We start from the raw sequence: 14,579 nt of genomic DNA, 5'->3' as shown, positions 1-14,579 counted from the left end.
GCACGGCGTGCCGCCCGGCGTGCGGAGCCGCGTCGCGCCCCCGGCCGACGGCGCCCCACCGGCGGTCGGCCGGGACTCCGGCATCTCCGGTCAACTCACGCTCTGTGCGCATAGGATGACGCAGCGTTGGCCGCCGTGTGCTGGGAGAGGGCCGTGCCAGAGCTGCGCTTCACCTGCCTGGGGCCGCTGCGGGCCTGGTCCGCGGGCCGTGAGCTGCGGTTCAACCGGGCCCGGGACCGGGCGGTCCTCGCGGTACTCCTCGCCGCCGAGGGCCGGACCGTCCCGGTGGGCGACATCATCGACGGGGTGTGGGGCGAGGAGGGGGACGACGCCCCGGACCGGACCGGGCCGGCGCCCTGCCCGGCCACGTCTACCGGCTCCGCAAGGTGCTGGACGGAGCGGGCCCCGAGCGGGCCGGCCCGAGCCTGCTGCGGCACCAGGGCAAGGGCTACCGGCTGGACGTCGACCCGGGCACGATCGACCGGACGGCCTTCCTGGCCGGGCTCGCCGACGCCGCCACCGCCCGCCGGAACTGGCAGCCGGAACGGGCCCGCACCCTGCTCTCCGGCGCGCTCGCGCTCTGGTCGGGCCCGGCCCTGCACGACGTGCCGGGACCGTTCGCGACGGGCACCGCCGCGGCGTCCAGCGGCGGCGGCTGCGACGGCACCGACTACGAGCGGGCGTGCGTGAGCGCGGGCAACGGCCACGTCACCGCGTCGGCGTACAGCAACTTCGGCAACGGCAACTGCAACGAGGAGGTGATCCTCTGGGACTACACCTCCCGCGGCAAGGCGCTGGACACCACCTTCCCGTGTCACACCGGCCCGTACACCTTCACCTGGGTCCTCACCAACCCGAGCTCGGGCCACGACTACAAGGCCGAGGTGCGCTTCTACTGGCCCGGCGGCACGGGCTACGACTACCAGCTCAGCCCCGAGCTGTTCTACTGACGGCTCCACCGGGCCGGCCCTCCCGATCCACCGGACATCGGGCAACCGGCGTACGGAGGGCGGGGCCGTCCCCCGGGTGGGGTCGTCGGCAGACCCGTCCGGCGCAGCACGGCGCGCGGGGCGGGCGGGCGGCTGCGATCTTCGGAGGGACCCGGCAGTGCCCGACTGCCGGGTCCCGTCGTCCCGAGACCGTGGAGGCCCGGATGTGGCAGGCTCCCCCCGCCCCCGTCAGCCGTGAGTGGCTTCCGGTGCTGGACATGCCGGCGGCCGGCCGGCAGGACCGCTGGACGGTGCTGCTGCGCCTCCTGCTGCTGGTCCCGCAGTTCGTGGTGCTCTGGGCGCTGTCGGTGGTGGCGTTCTTCGTCACCGTGATCGGCTGGTTCGGCGCGCTGGTCCTCGGCCGGCTGCCCGGGTTCGCGGCGGACTACCTCACCGCGTTCGTCCCGTACGAGACCCGGGTCACCGCCTATCTGATGCTCACCGTGGACCGCTACCCGCCGTTCCGGTTCCGGGCCCCCGAGTACCCGGTGCAGGTCGGCCTGCAACCGGGCGAACTGAACCGGCTGGCCGTGCTGTTCCGCATCATCCTGGTCATCCCGGCGTCGATCGTGCAGGGCCTGCTGCACGCGGGCTGGTGGATGGTCTCGATCGTCATCTGGCTGGTGGTGCTGGTCCTCGGCCGGATGCCGCAGTCGCTGTACGAGGCGACGACGGCGATCCTGCGCTACCAGATGCGGTACACCGCCTACCTGGTGATGCTCACCTCCGCCTACCCCAAGCGGCTGTTCGGCGAGGAGCCGGGCAGTGAGCCCGAGCGGGTGTCGGCCACCCGCCCGCTGGTGCTGAGCGGGGGTGGGCGCGGCTTGCTGGTCCTCTTCCTGATCCTCGGGGTGGTCTCCTGGCTGACGAGTTCCGTCACCGCCTCGGTGAACAACGACGACGACAACGAGGACCACGGCACCAACCCGAGCCAGCACGTCATCGCGCCCCTCGTGCCGGGGCCGGTGGAGCGGGGCGGCGTCTCCGGCTGACCGGCCCGGGGCGCGCCGCGCCCGCCGTGTCGATCGTCAGGCCCGGTGGAGCGGAGCCGCCTCCTGGGCCGCCTCCTCGGCGGCCCGCTTGACGGCGGCGATCAGCTGCGGCCGGCGGGCGCGCAGGTCCTCGGGGCGCACGGCCAGCGAGACGCTGCCGACCACCGTGCCGTCCGCGCCGAGGACGGGCGCCGCCAGACAGGCCAGGCCCGGGCGGGCCTCCTCGACGTCCAGGGCCACCCCGGTCCGGCGGATCCGGCGCAGTTCCTCGTCGAGCCGTTCGACCGAGGCGATGGTGTGCGCGGTGAAGCGGCGCAGGCCGGGCTGTTCGAGGTAGCGGCGGCGCGCGGCCGGGCCGGCGGCGGCCAGCGCGACCTTGCCGTGGGCGTAGGCGTGGGAGCGCGGGTCGACGCCGACGGTGAGCTCGGGCCGCTCGTCGCCGTCGGCGGAGACGGTGCGCACGTCCGCGATCACCAGGCCGTCGCCCTGGTAGGCCACGTAGTTCGCCGAGGCGCGGGTGGCGTGCCGCATGCGGGCGAGCACGCCGTCGATGCCGCCGGTCAGGCCCGTCTGCCGCTGGAACGCGCGGTGGAGGGCGGACACCCGGTAGCCGAGGGTGTAGCCGCCGTCCGTGCGCACCAGGTAGCCGCGCTCGGTGAGCGGGGCGAGGAGGGTGTAGACCGTCGACAGGGCGCAGCCGAGGCTGCGGGCGAGGGCCTTGGCCGGGAGCGGCGTGGTCGCCTCCGCGACGAGTTCCAGCACCTCCAGGGTGCGGTCCGCGGCGCGCGGCCCGGTCTGACCGGCCATGACGGGTGCTCCTCCGGATCGTCCTTGGGTGATCCGTCCAGTGTGCCGGTGGCCGGACCGGGGGCCGCTACCGGCCCCCGGTCTCACCCTAAGGTTCAGCTTCAGAGTCGGGGCAGGCCCGGGCTCAGGCCTCGCGGGGCGTGATCTCTCCCATCAGGTCCCAGCCCTCGCGGTCCGGGAGGTCGACGCTGATGATCCTCGGCTTGGCGGCGACCGCGCCGGCCAGCGTCTCCATCGCCTGCCGGAAGTGCGCCGACTCGACATGGGCCCGGCCGGCCTCGCCGTCGCGGAAGCCCTCCACGAGCACGTACTCGTTCGGGTCGTCCACGCTGCGGGACCAGTCGAAGAACAGGTTGCCCGGCTCGGCGCGGGTGGCCTCGGTGAAGTCGTGGACGATGTCCAGCCACCGGGCGCTGTGCTCGGGGCGGACGGGGAACTTCGCGGTGATGAAGATCATGGAGGTCTCTCGGTTCGGCGGAACGGTCGAGCCCCACCCTGCCCGAGCGCCGCCCGGCCCGCGAAACGGACGGTGTCGCGATTCCACCCATGCCGGAAAGCGCCGCCGTTCCGGGCCGCCCGCGCGGCCGCTGCCCGGCCCCGCCCGTCGCGACGACCGGAGCCCTCCGGTCGGACGGCAGCCGGTGGCTTCCCCGTCCGGGGAGCTATGGCAGCAGTCGGGGAGCGCGGTCCTGGACTGCGCTCCGGTCATGCGCGACGTTGCCCGCCGGTCGGCGGCCGCTCCCGGCCATGGCTGCCGGGCGAGGTGCTCGACTCGCCGGCTGAAGCAGTCAGTCACACACGCTCGGCTTCCGGTGGTCACGAGGTGTCGAGCCCCTGATCACCACGACGGAATACCGTGCCCGCACACACTGCCGGCACCCACTGCCCGCACGGCGAAATCCGTTGCCCGCCGTCGAGCCCCCGTGAGAGCATCGGGATTCAACGGTCCGTCTCCTTTCGTTCGTTCGCGCTTCGCCACGCAAATGAAAGAGTGCGGGCCGTAGCCGTGTCCACGGTTTTCGGGCAAGCCACCGAGATCTGCGAATGACAGGGACAGCGTGATGCACACAACAGAGCCGACGGAAGCCCGCATCGACGACGCGAGCAACATCCTGGTCGCGCCTTCGATGCTGTGGGACAACGACCTGATCAGGGACTTCTTCGGGTCCACCATCACGCCGGAGGAGCTTGCCTCCGGTGCGCCCGACCTCGCGCAGAAGACCGTCTACCTGTGTGGCGATGTATCCGGGATCAGCGGCCCTCAATTGCGGTCGGCCGCCCGGGTATTCGTCATCCGGGAGCTGTCGGACGGTTACCACGAGGACGCGGACACGACGTGGACGCTCGTCGACCTCGGCCGAGTTCCGATCCGCGTCCACGGCGTCGGCGTGTACTACCGCCGCTTCTTCGGACTCGACACCGATCACTTCGGCCGGATCCGTGCGGAGCACGAGTTCCAGTCCCTGACGGAGTCCACCAAGCCCGGAGCGGCTCATCGCAGCGGAATCTATCTGACGCCCGTCACGCGAAGCGGTGACGAACTGCATTTCCGCCTGCTCCGGTGCTCCACGAATTTCTCGGGGCCGACCGAGGGTTTCGGCCCGACCGACACGGACATCGTGGAGGCTCTGAACCGCGAGGCCGCCGCCGTCTTCCGGAACCAGGCGCCGCTGAACCACGTGCTCGCCCAGATCTACCACAACACCCGTGCCACGGCCGAGCGCAAGCAGTCCAAGGCCAAGATCTCGGCCCACGCCGACAAGACCAAGGACATGCCCGTCAACGGCGTGATGGCGTTCTGCACCTTCTACGACGGGCTCGACAAGCTGCAGCCCCTGGCCGAAGACGCCTTCGACTACGGGGTGAAGAAGGTCAGCGGGCTGACCAAACTCCACTTCCGCCTCAAGGACCCGACCGCGGCAGGCGACGGGGGCCCGCTCCCCGCGCAGTTCACCGTGACCCTCCACCCCGGCTCCGTGTTCTTCATGCCGCTGTCCACCAACCGCCTGTACACGCATGAGATCCGGTCCTCGATGCTGGACGCCGAGTTGCTCCCGACCCGCCTGGGATACGTGGTGCGCTGCTCGAACGCCGAAGCCGTGCACAAGGACGGCCAGACCTTCCTCGACGTGGCCGGAGACCGGGTGAAGCTGGAGCCGCCGACGCCGGACGGCATGGACGAGCTGCGCAGGCTGTACGCGGAGGAGAACCGGACCTCGGCCTTCATCGACTACGGCGAGGAACTCCTCTTCAGCATGAACTCGGGGGACTACCTTGCTCCCCGGATCTAGGATCTCGGACGCGATCCTCTCCTTCGACCTTCCGCCCGAGGGGAATCCCTTCGCGGAACTGTCCGCGTCGGTCCGTTGGGAAGACGTGGGAAAGGGCCGACAGGGCGCCGTGCTCACCAAGGTCGACGCGGCGGGCGGGGTACCCCTGGTCCGCACCACCACCCGCTACGGCAGCCCGGCACAGCGCTTCCGGATGGTGCACGAACGGCTGGCGCAGCGGATCCAGGAACACGCGGGGCTGCCAGTCGGCTTCAACAACGCCCTCATCGAGAGCTACACGAACGCCTACACCACCATGGGCGGCCATTGCGACCAGGCCCTCGATCTGGTGGAGGATTCGTTCATCGCCGTCTTCTCCTGCTATCAGCATCCCGATGCGGGCCCGCCGAGGAAGCTGATCTTCGAGTCGAAGGAGTCCGAGGGCGAGCAGGCCGAGAAGGTCGAGAAGGTCGAGAAGGTCGAGATCCCCCTCGCCCACAACAGTGTCGTCGCGTTCTCCCTCGACTCGAACCGGCGGCTCAGGCACAGAATCGTCCTGGACAAGCCCGTCCCGGCGGCGGACAACCGATGGCTGGGCGTCACCTTCCGTACCTCGAAGACCTTCCTCCGGTTCCGCGACGGACAGCCGTACCTCCCGCAAGGTGCGCGCCTGGTGCCGGCCGACGACGAGCAGCAGCGCGAGTTCTACCGGCTACGACGCCGCGAGAACACGGAGACGGACTTCAGCTACCCCCTGCTGACGTACACCGTCAGCGAGAGCGACCTGATGCCGCCCGTCTGACCGGCTACGCTGCCCCGATGATCGAGGACGGAGCCACGGACAAGGGCAGCGTGACCACGGTGCGGCGGATCGGCGAGACGATCCGCCGGCCGGTCGGCGCGTGGACGCCCGCGGTGCACGCGCTGCTCACCCACCTGGAGACGGTGGGCTTCACTCGGGCCCCGCGCCCGATCGGCGTCGACGGCACCGATGAGGTGCTGTCGCTGCTGCACGGCGAGCCGGCGTTCGCCCCGTGGCCGCCCGCCCTGCGGTCCGCCGCCGGAATCGGCGAACTGGGGCGCTGGTTGCGCGAGTACCACGACGCCGTCCGGGACTTCCGGCCGCCCGCCGACGCGTGCTGGCAGGGCCAGGAGGAGCCGTGGCGGCCCGGCATGGTCATCCGGCACGGCGACCTCGGCCCGTGGAACGCCGTCTGGAACGGCGACGGCCTGGTCGGCTTCATCGACTGGGACTTCGCCGCCCCCGGCGACCCCGTCGACGACCTCGCCCAACTCGCCTGGTACGCCGTCCCCCTGCGCTCCGCCGAGCAGCAGCGACGCGCCGGCGTCACCGGAGACGACGCCCTGCGCGATCGCCTGCACGCCCTCTGCACCGCCTACGGTGCCCGGCCCGCTGCCGTGCTCGACGCCCTGGACGCCCTCCAGACCCGCGAAGCCGCCCGCATCGAACGCCTCGGCGGCCAGGGCCAGGAACCGTGGGCGACCTTCCTCCACCGCGGTGACGCGGCCGAGATGGCGGCCGAGCGCTCCTGGCTCCGATCCCGACGCGCGGCCCTTCTGGACGACCCGGTGGCGTCGACCCCCTGCTCCCTTGCGGGCCGGGACGGTATGGACAGGGCATCGACGGCGCTGTCGGTGCCGGCTGCGAAGATCACGCCCATGGATCTCGCAGACGCCCTCGCCGGCCTCGACGCCCACCCCTGGGCCACCGTCTCGCACGCCTACGGTTCCGCCGAGGACCTGCCCGACCTGCTGCGGGCCTTCGCCGAGGGCGGGGAGGAGGCGGAGGAGGCGCGCGAGGAGCTGTACTCCAGCATCCTGCACCAGGGCACGGTGTACCCGGCCAGCGTGGACGCCGTGCCGTTCCTGGCCCGGATCGCGGCGGCTGGGCGCCAGGTGGTCGAAGTCCTGTGGATGCTCGGCGGGCTGGCCGAGACCGACGACGAGTGGGAGATCCCGGATGGCGCCGTCCGGGCCGCCGTGGCCGGTCAACTTCCGCTGCTGACAACGCTGTTGGCGGACGACGAGGCGGAGGTTCGGGGTCTCGCCGCCTCCGTCGTCGGCCGCACCCGGGACACCGGGACGGCACTGCCCGCGCTGCGCCGCCGCTGGACGGTCGAGGAGGACGCCGCCGTACGGGCCGAACTGCTGATCGCCATCGGCCGGTTGGACCCTGCGGGCGCCGCCGCGCACGCCCGGGCGCTGCTCGGCGATGCCACCCCGCGCCCGCTGCGGCTCGCCGCTGTCCTGGTCGCCGTGCGGGCCGGGGAGGCGTGGAGCGGGGCCCACCACACCGCCACGCTGGCCGTGCTGCCCACCGCCGAGCTCACCGTCGACCGGTCCAGCATGTACCACCACGAACTGCTGCCCCAGGTGGTCGAGGACCTGCTGGCCCGTGGCACCGAGGCTGACCGGGAGAACGCCTTCGCCCTGATCGAGGCGGCCCTGCGCGACGATCGCCCCGGTGTGCCGTTCGAAGCCCTGTGGGCGGCCGGCGAGGCCTGCGACCGGTCCCGCAGCGCCCCGGCGCGGCTGGTCCCGGCCATCGCCCCGCACGCCGGCCGGGACCTCGCGGAGCGGCTGCTGACCAAGCTGGGGCCGCTCGGCGCCGGGGCCGCGCCCGCCCTGGCCGAACTCGCCGGGCAGTCCGACGACAAGGCGGCCGACCAGGCCCTGGCCGTCCTGGTCCGGGTCGCTCCCGGGCGGGCGGCCCCGCTGCTCGCCCGCGACCTCGCCCGGCGCCCGCGCGCCCTGGAGGCCGCCGGTGGCTTCCGGGCCCCCGCGTTCCCCTTCGACGCGGCGCTGCTCGCCGCCGTCCGGGAGCGGCTGGTCGCCGACGGGCTCGGCAGCGCGGAGGCCGTCAACCTGGTGCACCTGCTGGGCGAGTGGGGGCCGCAGGCCGCCGCCGGGCTGCCCGAGCTGTACGCCGCGCTGCCGCACACCCCGTCCGCGGCCACCGCCATCGCGGCCGTGGCCGCCGACAGCCCGCCGACCGAGCGGGGGCAGGCCGCCGGCGTGCTGCGGGCCGCCGCCGGGACGCTGATCGCGGCGCGCGCCCACCACCGGCTCACCGGCGAACCCGGCCCGCTGCTCGCCGCCGTCACCGAGGGGCTGACCGCCGCGCGCGACCTCACCGAGACCGTCAAGGCGGCCGCCGAGCTGGGTGCGGCGGCCGTCGGACTGCTCCCGGCCCTGCGCGCGGCGGTCAGCCAGGACGCCGAGCCGACCTCCCCGCAGCTGGAGGCCGACATCGCGATCGCCACCGCCCTCTGGCGGATCGACGGTGACACCGAAAGCGCCGTCCGGATCCTGGATTCCGTCCTCGACCGTTGCGGCGACCGGATGTGGTTCCGCTGGACCGCCCTGCGCGCCGTCCGGGCCGCCGGCCTCCTCGGTCCGGCGGCCCGGACGCTGGTGCCCCGGCTGGAGGCGCTGCTCGCCGAGCCCGGGCAGGCCCCCACCGCCGTGCTCGCCCTGCTCCGGATCGCCGACCCGGCCACCTTCGACCACGGCCGGCTCGCTGAGGCCGCCCTCGACGCCGTCGACGCGGGGTTCGACGCGGGCTGCGCCTGTGAGGCGCTCCGCGAACTCGGGTCGGCTGCCCTGAGTGAGGCGCAGCGGCGGCGGATCGCCGGGCTGGTCGAGGCCGACCGGCGGATCGCCTGCCACGGGCACGTGGACTCGGCCGTCGTGGAGGACGAGCGGCTGCGGGCGATGCTGTCGGCGCTCTGACACGGGCTGTCCCGGGCCCGCGCGGCCCGTGGCAGCCGCTGCCGGGCGGCGGCCGCGGGCCCGGGGGAGGGGTCAGACCAGGCGGAGCACCAGCTTGCCGGTGTTCTCGCCGCGGAACAGCATCCCGAGGGTCTCCGGGAAGTCCGCGACGGTGCCCTCCACCAGGTGCTCCTTGACCGTGATCCGGCCCTCGCCGATCCAGCCCGCGATCTCGGCCGCCGCCGGCGCGTACCGGCGGGCGTAGTCGAAGACCACGAAGCCCTCCATCCGGGCCCGACGGACCAGCAGGGACAGGTAGTTGGACGGGCCCTGGACGGAGTCCTCGGTGTTGTACTGGCTGATCGCGCCGCAGATCACCACCCGGGCGTGCATCGCCAGCCGGGTGAGGGCGGCGTCCAGGATCGGGCCGCCGACGTTGTCGAAGTAGACGTCGATGCCGTCGGGGGCGTGGGTGCGCAGTGCCTTGCGGACGTCCTCGGCCCGGTAGTCGATCGCCGCGTCGAAGCCGAGTTCGTCCGTCAGCAGCGCGCACTTCTCCGGCCCGCCCGCGATCCCGACCACCCGGCAGCCCTTCACCTTGGCGATCTGCCCGACCATCGTGCCGACCGCCCCGGCGGCGCCGGAGACCACCACGGTCTCGCCCTCCTTGAGCGCGCCGACCTCCAGCAGGCCGAAGTAGGCCGTCATCCCGGGCATCCCGAGTGCCCCGAGGTAGGTGGACAGCGGGGCCAGCGCGGGATCGACCTTGAGCGCGCCCTTGCCGTCCGACACCGCGTAGTCCTGCACTCCGAAGGCGCCCACCACGTGGTCGCCGACCTGGAACTTCGGGTGGTTGGACGCGAGCACCTCGACCACCGACCCGGCCCGCATCACCTCGCCCAGTCCGACCGGCGGCAGGTACGACGGCCGGTCGTCCAGCCAACCGCGCATCGCCGGGTCCAGCGACACGTACCGGGTCCGCCCCAGGAACTCACCGTCCCCGGGCGCCCCGACGGGCTCCTCCCCGTACGCCCAGTCCTCCGGCCGGACCTCGCCGACCGGGCGACGGGCGAGGCGGATCTGGCGGTTGACGGCGGTCATGGCGACTCCCGGGGACGTACTCGTACGGAACACGGACAGGTGCCCGATTCTAAGCAAGCGCTTATTCACGCGCCAGGGGGTGTCGGCACGCAGTCCTCCGAGCCCGGACGGGCCCGGGGTCGCCCCCGACGTGGCGCCCGCCGGCTCAGGGCGCGACGGGCAGCCCGGTCAGGACGAAGCAGGCCCCGCCGCCGTGCGGCGGCCCGGGCTCCCGGGCGACCAGGTCGGCGCCGTGGGCCCGGGCGATCTGGCGGGCCATGGCCAGTCCGAGGCCCGAGCCGGGGAGGCTGCGGGCGGTGTCGGAGCGGTAGAAGCGGTCGAAGACGTACGGCAGGTCCTCGGCGGCAATGCCCGGGCCGTGATCGCGGACGGACACCTCCAGCGTCTCGCCGCGGTCGCCGACGAGGGCCACCCGGACCTCCACGGGGCCGCGCCCCGCCCCGAACTTGGCGGCGTTGTCGAGCAGGTTCCCCAACAGCCGCACCAGCCGGGCGGGGACGCCCGGCACGACCGCCTCGGCGGCGCCGGGGCCGACGGCGAGGGTGAACGCCTGCCCCGGCCAGTGCCCGCGCGCCGAGGTGACGGCGTGTTCGACCAGTGGCAGCAGTCGGAACCGTTCGACCAGGGCCTGGGGCTCCTCGTCGCGGGCGAGTTCGACCAGGTCGTTGACCATGCCGGTGACCTCCCGCAGCTGCCGCCCCAGGGCGGTGGCGGCCCGCTGGCGCTGGGCGTCGGTGAGGCGGTCGCCGTGGGCCAGCAGTTCGGCGTTGGTGCGCAGCGCCGTCAGCGGGGTGCGCAGTTCGTGCGAGGCGTCGGAGACCAGGCGGCGCTGGGCGGCGACCGAGCGTTCCAGCGCGTCGAGCATGGTGTCGAAGCTCTCGCCGAGGCGGCTGACCTCGTCGCGGCGGCGGCCGGTGGCCGCGTGGGAGGTGATCCGGTGGTGGGGATCGCCGGTGGCCGTGATCCGTTCGATCGTGGCGGTGAGCCGGGTCACCGGGCGCAGGCCGGTCCGGGAGACCCACCAGCCGAGCAGTCCGGCCGCCAGCACCCCGCCGGCGCCGAGCCCGGCGAACGCGGCGGCGGACTGCCGCACGGCGCGGTCGACCCCGTCCGAGCGCAGCACGACCTGGAGCGCGGTGCCGCCCCGGAAGGGCGTGACCAGCATCCGGGCGGGGAAGCCGGCGACGGTGGTGGTGCTGAAGTAGGCCGCGCGCTGCCCGGCGGCGACCTCGCGCACGGCCGGGGTGACCGGGAACAGGTACGGGGCGACGGCCGACCGGGGGTCGCGGGCCGGGTCGGCCGGGACGAGCTGGGTGCAGGCCGGGGCGGCCAGGTAGCGGCACTGCCCGGAGAGCACGCCCGGCGGCTCCCCGCCCTGCTGCTGGGTGGCGACGGTGGCGGCCTGGGTGAGCTCCAGGTCCAGCTGGTGGGTCAGTTCGTAGCGGATCACCGCGAAGGCGGCCCAGCTGAGGCCGAGGGCGACGGTGGCGACGGCCAGCGCGGCCGCCACCGCGAGCCGGACGCGGAGGGTCACGAGTCCGCGGCCAGCCGGTAGCCGACGCCGTGCACGGTGTGCACCAGGCGTGGCTCGCCGCCCGCCTCCAGCTTGCGCCGCAGGTAACCGACGTAGACGGCGAGGGAGTTGGACTCGGGGCCGAAGTCCTGCCCCCAGACGCGCTCCAGCAGGGTCTCGCGGGTGAGTACCTGCCCGGAGTGGCGCAGCAGCAGCTCCAGCAGCGTCGCCTCGGTGCGGCTGAACTCCAGCCGGCGGGAACCGCGTTGCCCGGTGCGGGTGCGCGGGTCCAGCACCAGGTCGGCGTAGCGCAGTTCGGCGTCGGCCTCGCCGCCGGGAGCGTCGAACGCGGCGCGGCGCAGCAGCGCGCGCAGCCGGGCGGTCAGCTCCGCCAGCGCGAAGGGCTTGACGAGGTAGTCGTCGGCGCCGGCGTCCAGGCCGTCGACGCGGTCGCTGATGTTGTCCCGCGCGGTCAGCACCAGCACCGGGGTCCGGTCGTGCAGCGCCCGCAGCTGCCGGCACACGGCGAGCCCGTCCAGGACGGGCATCATCACGTCGAGGACGATCGCGTCCGGCTCGTCGGAGGCGATCCTGGCGAGGGCGTCGTGCCCGTCGACCGCGGTGACCACCTCGTAGCCCTCGACGGTCAGTCCGTCGGCCACGGCTTCCCGTACCTCCTGGTCGTCGTCCGCCACCAGAATCCGCACCGACGGCCCTCCACTCCTCGTTCGCCGCCGACCTGTTCGGTCGGCCCACTCCGTTGACCTGCTGCGTCGACCTGTGCCGTCGACCTGTGTCGTCGGCCTGCTCCGACGGCCCGCTCCGTGCTCGCGGGCCGTTCCGGGCATACCGAAAGATAGCGGTCGAAGGCCGCATTCTCTTAAAGCCCTCTTAGGCCGGGCCGCCACGGTGGTGAGCCATGCACACACCTCTCTCGGTCGTCATCGGTGCCGGCGGCACCGGCGGCCACATCTACCCGGGCCTGGCCTTGGCGGAGGCCCTGCGCAAGACCGACCCCGACGCCGTGATCTCGTTCGTCGGCACCACACGGGGCCTGGAGACCCGGCTGATCCCCGAGGCGGGATACCGGCTGCACACGGTCGACATGATCCCCTTCGACCCCTCGCTCGGTGCCCGGCGCTACCTGCTGCCGGCGGATCTGCTCCGCGCCGCGAGGCAGGCGCAGCGCGCGGTCGACGACCAGCGGGCGCAGGTCGTGGTGGGGATGGGCGGGTACGCCTCCGCGCCGGCCGTGCTCGCGGCGCGGATGTCCGGCCTGCCCAGCCTGATCCACGAGTCGAACGCCGTGCCGGGCCGGGCCAACGCCTTCGCCGCCCGGCTCACCCCGCACATCGCGCTGGCCTTCGACGAGACCAGGCCGCACCTGCCCAGGGCGCGCCGGAGCCGGGCGGTCACCGTCGGCATGCCGCTGACCGGGGCGGTGGCCCGGCTCGACCGGGCGGCGCAGCGCGCCGAGGCCCGGCGACGCCTGGGCGTTCCGCCCGCGGCGCGGCTGGTGCTGTTCAACGGCGGCAGCCTCGGCGCGCAGCGGCTGACGGAGGCGGCGCTCGGCCTCGCCGAACGCTGGCGCGGCCGGGCGGACGTCCGGCTGCTGATCAAGACCGGCCCGCAGGCCCTGGACGCCACCCGGCGGCGGCTGGCCGGGAGCGGCGGGGACGCCGTCGCCGAGGCGGTGCCGTACCTGGACCGGATGGACCTCGCCTACGCCGCCGGCGATGTCGTGGTCTGCCGGGCCGGGGCCGCGACCGTGGCCGAACTCGCCACGGTCCGGGTGCCCGCCGTGCTGGTGCCCTATCCGCACGCGCCCGGCGACCACCAGTTCCACAACGCCAAGGTGCTCGCCGACGCGGGGGCGGCGCGGATCCTGCGCGACGAGGACACCGACGCGGACTCCCTCGCCGCCGTGCTCGATCCGCTGCTGGCGGAGCCGTCCCTGCTGGCCGCCATGAGTGTCGCCGCCACCGCGGGGACCCACGCGCAGGCCGCCGACCTGCTGGCCGACCGGGTCCGGCGACTGGCCGGCCGGTCCCACGACCTGAACCCCACCCTCGAAACGGAGCTCGCAGAATGACCGACACCACTGCCGCCACCGCCACTGCCGCCAGCGGCACCGCCGCCACCGCCGCCACCGCCGCCGCCACCGACACCGACGCCTGGGCCGACCGTACCGTCCTGGTCACCGGGGCGGAGGGCTTCATCGGCTCGACCCTGGTCGACCTGCTGGTCGCGCGCGGCGCCCGGGTCCGCGCCCTGGTCCACTACAAGCCGTACGCCGAACGCGGTCACCTCGCCGGCCACCTCGGGAGCGACCGGGTCGAGATGCTCGCCGGCGACGTCCGCGACGCCGGCCGGGTCTCGGACGCCGTGGCGGGCTGCGACACGGTCTTCCACCTCGCGGCGCTGATCGGGATCCCCTACAGCTACGACTCCCCGGGCGCGTACGTGCACACCAACGTGGTCGGCACCCAGAACGTGCTGGAGGCGGCGCGGCGCCACGGCGTGCGCCGGGTCCTGCACACCTCGACCAGCGAGGTCTACGGCACCGCGCTCAGCGCGCCGATCGGGGAGGACCACCCGCTCCAGCCCCAGTCCCCGTACTCCGCCTCGAAGATCGGGGCGGACATGATGGCGCTGAGCTTCCACCACGCCTTCGAGCTGCCGGTCACCGTGGTGCGGCCGTTCAACACCTACGGGCCGCGCCAGTCAGCCCGCGCGGTGATCCCCGCGATCCTCGCCCAACTCCACTCCGGGGTCAGGGAACTGCGGATGGGCTCGCTCACCCCGACCCGGGACTTCACCTACGTCACCGACACCGCGGCCGGCTTCCTGGCGCTGGCCGACTGCGGCCGCGCGGTGGGCGAGGCGGTCAACCTGGGGACCGGTCAGGAGATCTCCATCGGCGACCTGGCGGGCGCGCTGATCGCCGCCTCCGGCCGTACGGACGTCGAGATCACGGTCGACCCGGCCCGGCTGCGCCCGGCCGGCAGCGAGGTGCACCGGCTGCTGTCCGACAACTCCCGGGCCCGGACGTGGTCGGGCTGGCAGCCGGAGGTGCCGCTGGAGGAGGGTCTGGCCAAGACCTCGGCCTGGGTGGCCGAGCACCTCCACCTGTTCGACCCGAAGCGCTACGCGGTCTGAGAGCGGTGTGCCGCGG

General features: G+C 73.8%; 12 protein-coding genes. 7 read left to right on the top strand and 5 right to left on the bottom strand.

Features of this window, described 5'->3' with window-relative positions:
- Positions 1-308: 308 nt before the first annotated feature.
- A complete protein-coding gene (locus ACZ3YL_RS05510; RefSeq protein ID WP_465655599.1) occupies positions 309-950 on the top strand; it encodes an AfsR/SARP family transcriptional regulator in 642 nt (213 codons plus the stop codon).
- A gap of 203 nt (positions 951-1,153) precedes the next feature.
- Positions 1,154-1,981 (top strand): DUF4389 domain-containing protein, encoded by an 828-nt coding sequence (locus ACZ3YL_RS05505; RefSeq protein WP_188306805.1) that lies wholly within the window; start codon positions 1,154-1,156, stop codon positions 1,979-1,981.
- A gap of 36 nt (positions 1,982-2,017) precedes the next feature.
- Here the strand turns inward: ACZ3YL_RS05505 and ACZ3YL_RS05500 are convergent, their stop codons facing one another.
- Together ACZ3YL_RS05500 and ACZ3YL_RS05495 are read right to left on the bottom strand one after the other, a co-directional pair.
- Positions 2,018-2,788, bottom strand: coding sequence for an IclR family transcriptional regulator (locus ACZ3YL_RS05500; protein ID WP_188306806.1), 771 nt, complete (start codon positions 2,786-2,788; stop codon positions 2,018-2,020).
- Positions 2,789-2,912: 124 nt separating this feature from the next.
- Positions 2,913-3,245, bottom strand: coding sequence for a putative quinol monooxygenase (locus tag ACZ3YL_RS05495; protein WP_188306807.1), 333 nt, complete (start codon positions 3,243-3,245; stop codon positions 2,913-2,915).
- 604 nt (positions 3,246-3,849) lie between these two features.
- Between ACZ3YL_RS05495 and ACZ3YL_RS05490 the strand changes: the two genes are divergently transcribed.
- From ACZ3YL_RS05490 to ACZ3YL_RS05480, 3 genes are read left to right on the top strand one after another with little or no spacing between them, the layout of a single operon-like run.
- Positions 3,850-5,079, top strand: coding sequence for a hypothetical protein (locus tag ACZ3YL_RS05490; protein ID WP_465655597.1), 1,230 nt, complete (start codon positions 3,850-3,852; stop codon positions 5,077-5,079).
- Positions 5,063-5,860: a 2OG-Fe(II) oxygenase family protein gene (locus ACZ3YL_RS05485; protein ID WP_465655596.1), complete on the top strand. Its 798-nt coding sequence runs from the start codon at positions 5,063-5,065 to the stop codon at positions 5,858-5,860. Before ACZ3YL_RS05490 ends, ACZ3YL_RS05485 begins: the two co-directional genes overlap by 17 nt.
- Positions 5,861-5,877: 17 nt before the next feature.
- Positions 5,878-8,811, top strand: coding sequence for a phosphotransferase (locus ACZ3YL_RS05480; RefSeq protein ID WP_465655594.1), 2,934 nt, complete (start codon positions 5,878-5,880; stop codon positions 8,809-8,811).
- A 72-nt stretch (positions 8,812-8,883) separates the two neighbouring features.
- Here the strand turns inward: ACZ3YL_RS05480 and ACZ3YL_RS05475 are convergent, their stop codons facing one another.
- From ACZ3YL_RS05475 to ACZ3YL_RS05465, 3 genes are all read right to left on the bottom strand, one after another.
- A complete protein-coding gene (locus tag ACZ3YL_RS05475) occupies positions 8,884-9,891 on the bottom strand; it encodes an NADP-dependent oxidoreductase (RefSeq protein WP_465655592.1) in 1,008 nt (335 codons plus the stop codon).
- 145 nt (positions 9,892-10,036) lie between these two features.
- On the bottom strand, positions 10,037-11,425 hold the full coding sequence (locus ACZ3YL_RS05470) for a sensor histidine kinase (protein WP_317621288.1): 1,389 nt from the start codon (positions 11,423-11,425) through the stop codon (positions 10,037-10,039).
- Complete coding sequence (locus tag ACZ3YL_RS05465; protein WP_317621287.1) at positions 11,422-12,111, bottom strand: response regulator transcription factor; 690 nt, start codon at positions 12,109-12,111, stop codon at positions 11,422-11,424. The genes ACZ3YL_RS05470 and ACZ3YL_RS05465 overlap by 4 nt, the downstream gene beginning before the upstream one ends.
- Before the next feature lie 212 nt (positions 12,112-12,323).
- Between ACZ3YL_RS05465 and ACZ3YL_RS05460 the strand changes: the two genes are divergently transcribed.
- Together ACZ3YL_RS05460 and ACZ3YL_RS05455 are read left to right on the top strand one after the other, a co-directional pair.
- Complete coding sequence (locus ACZ3YL_RS05460) at positions 12,324-13,496, top strand: UDP-N-acetylglucosamine--N-acetylmuramyl-(pentapeptide) pyrophosphoryl-undecaprenol N-acetylglucosamine transferase (RefSeq protein ID WP_465655590.1); 1,173 nt, start codon at positions 12,324-12,326, stop codon at positions 13,494-13,496.
- Positions 13,493-14,563 (top strand): SDR family NAD(P)-dependent oxidoreductase, encoded by a 1,071-nt coding sequence (locus ACZ3YL_RS05455; RefSeq protein ID WP_465655588.1) that lies wholly within the window; start codon positions 13,493-13,495, stop codon positions 14,561-14,563. The genes ACZ3YL_RS05460 and ACZ3YL_RS05455 overlap by 4 nt, the downstream gene beginning before the upstream one ends.
- The last annotated feature ends 16 nt before the right edge of the window (positions 14,564-14,579 follow it).

This window comes from Kitasatospora sp. NPDC023176 (genome assembly GCF_055560495.1).
Note: the sequence above shows the minus strand (reverse complement) of the source record. Positions and strands in the feature narration are given on the sequence as shown.